The sequence below is a fragment of the Actinotalea ferrariae genome (genome assembly GCF_019733465.1).
Taxonomy (GTDB): Bacteria; Actinomycetota; Actinomycetes; order Actinomycetales; family Cellulomonadaceae; genus Actinotalea; species Actinotalea ferrariae_A.
On sequence record NZ_JACVQL010000323.1, the window covers coordinates 1 to 2,400 of the forward strand.

Genomic DNA, 2,400 nt, shown 5'->3' on the forward strand with positions numbered 1-2,400 from the left:
AGCCGGCCCCGCCCCCGCCCAGCGCGACCGGGCCCAGCCTCGCGCCGAGCGCGAGGACCCCGCCGCACAGCGCGACGACGACCAGCAGCACGCCCGCCTCGCCGAGCAGCACGCCACCGGGGACGCGGGCGACCGCGGCCTCCTGCACGACGGCGGCCGTGCCGTAGGCGACCGCGGCCAGCAGCACGACGCACGTGACCGCGTACCAGAGGTCCCCGACGAGGTCGCCCACGCCCCGACCCGCGCGGGCACCCTGGATCTGCTCGGTCAGGCGGCGGACGTGCCGGCCGGGCGGCACCTCGCCGAGGACGAGCGGCGGCAGCGTCACGCCAGCTCCGCCATCGCGGCGACCGCCCGCTCGGTGCCGACCCGCCGGCAGCGGTCCTCGCCGATGAGCACCGCGTCGGCGCCGAGGCTCGTGAGCAGCACGGGGTCGTGCGTCGCCAGGAGCACGGAGGTGCCCTGGGCCGCCTCGTCGGCGAGCAGCCCGGCCAGGCGGCGCCGCATCGCGGTGTCGAGCCGCGCCTCGGGCTCGTCGAGCACGAGCAGCCGGCGCGGCCGGACGAAGGCCGCGGCGAGCAGCAGGCGGCGTCGCTGGCCGGACGAGAGCGCGGTCGGGATCGCGTCCTGGGCGTCGGCCATGCCGAAGAGGTCGAGCACGGCGTCGACGGCGGTCGTGGTGCTCCGCACGCCGTGGCCCGCGGCGGTGAGGAGCAGGTGCTCGCGCGCCGTGAGGCCGGGGAACCAGGCGTCGTCGTCCAGCACCGACGCGACGGCGGAGCGGAACGACGCCTGCCGCTCGTCCACCTCCGCACCGAGCACCTGCAGCTCGCCGCCGAGCGGCTCGAGCAGGCCCAGCACGGTGCGCAGCACGGTCGACTTGCCGGTGCCGTTGGGGCCGACGAGCGCGAGGACCTCGCCCTCGCGGAGCCGGACGTCGACGGGGGCGCACACGGGCCGGTCGGTCCAGCCGACCTCGAGGCGGGTGGCGCGGACGAGATCGGTCACGGCGTCGACCCTAGGCGCTCCTCGCGGGCTCCCGGATCCGTCTCACGGCCGATGGTGGCGACGGTCACCGGTCGCGGCAGTCCGACCGGAGCCCCCGCGTGCGACCATGGAACGCAGGCTCCGACCGGAGCCCCGGACGAGCGGCACCGTACCCGGCGAGCGACAAGACGGCGTCCAGGAGGTCACTCGTGCACTGGATCGTCCTCGTCCTCTCCGGCGTCCTCGAGGCCGTGTGGGCCACGGCCCTCGGCCGGTCGGAGGGCTTCTCGCGCCCCGGCCCGACGGTCGTCTTCGGCGTCGCCCTGCTCCTCAGCATGGCCGGGCTCGCGTACGCCATGACCGCGCTCCCCGTCGGCACGTCCTACGCCGTCTGGGTCGCGATCGGCGCCGGGCTCACGGTCGTCTACGCGATGGCGACCGGCACCGAGCCGGCGTCGCTCGTGCGTGTGCTGCTCATCGTCGGCCTCATCGGCTGCGTCGTCGGCCTCAAGCTCACGTCGGGTCACTGACGCTCCCCGCTTGGCCCGATCGGGCCATCCGGCGGATGGCCGGGACGCGCGAAGCGCCGCCGCGCTGCCCGGCGATGGGATGGGAGCTCCCATCCCGACTCTCCTGCGGAGCCACGACCATGACGCGGACGACGATGACCTGGACGACGACGACCCAGGCGGCCCAGGCGGCCCCGACGGCCCGGACGACCCGCGCCGCCCTCCCGGCCAGCACCGGTGCGGCCCTCTACGACCCCGTCCTCGCCCGGGGCGAGCGGCTCGGGATGGCCGACCGGCGCGCCGCGCTCCTCGCCGGGGCGCGCGGCGCCGTGCTCGAGATCGGCGCCGGCACGGGCCTCAACCTCGCGCACTACCCCACGGGCCTCGAGGCGCTCGTGCTCACCGAACCGGTGACGCCGATGGCCGACCGGCTGCGCGCCCGGGTCGGCACGTCCGGCCACCTGGCGTCGGTGGCCGAGGTGGTCGAGGCGCGCGCCGAGGACCTGCCCTTCGCCGCGGCGACCTTCGACACCGTCGTGTCGACGATGGTCCTGTGCACCGTGGCCGACGTCGAGTCGGTGCTGTCCGAGGTCGCGCGCGTGCTGAGGCCGGGCGGGAAGCTCCTCGTCCTCGAGCACGTGCACGCCGCGGGGACGACGCTCGGCCGGTGGCAGACGCGCCTGGCGGGACCCTGGGCGGTCGTCGCGGGGGGCTGCCGGTGCGACCGCGACCTGCTCGCCGCGATCGCCGCGCGCTTCGACGTCGGCGGCATTCGCCGCGCCGAGTGGACCGGCATGCCGGCGATCGTCCGGCCGCTCGTGATCGGGACGGCCACGCCGTCGCGCGTCGCGCGGCACGGGGCGTGGGCGCACCACGTGACGGCCGCCGCCGACGACGCCCGGGG

The 2,400-nt window shown here is 77.0% G+C and carries 3 protein-coding genes, 1 pseudogene and 1 riboswitch; of the genes and pseudogenes, 2 read left to right on the forward strand and 2 right to left on the reverse strand.

Annotated elements, in window-relative coordinates:
- Together ICW40_RS18945 and ICW40_RS18950 are read right to left on the reverse strand one after the other, a co-directional pair.
- A pseudogene (locus ICW40_RS18945) lies at positions 1–328 on the reverse strand (hypothetical protein); the annotation flags it as partial.
- The gene (locus ICW40_RS18950) at positions 325–1,008 is read right to left on the reverse strand and encodes an ABC transporter ATP-binding protein (protein WP_221655547.1); all 684 of its coding nucleotides are present in this window, start codon (positions 1,006–1,008) and stop codon (positions 325–327) included. The pseudogene ICW40_RS18945 and the gene ICW40_RS18950, both read right to left, overlap by 4 nt.
- Positions 1,009–1,121: 113 nt before the next feature.
- A riboswitch (guanidine-III (ykkC-III) riboswitch) is annotated at positions 1,122–1,185 on the forward strand.
- A gap of 11 nt (positions 1,186–1,196) precedes the next feature.
- Between ICW40_RS18950 and ICW40_RS18955 the strand changes: the two genes are divergently transcribed.
- Complete coding sequence (locus tag ICW40_RS18955) at positions 1,197–1,517, forward strand: DMT family transporter (RefSeq protein ID WP_221655548.1); 321 nt, start codon at positions 1,197–1,199, stop codon at positions 1,515–1,517.
- 119 nt (positions 1,518–1,636) lie between these two features.
- The coding region (locus ICW40_RS18960) for a class I SAM-dependent methyltransferase (protein ID WP_221655549.1) at positions 1,637–2,400 on the forward strand (764 nt) is incomplete at its 3' end.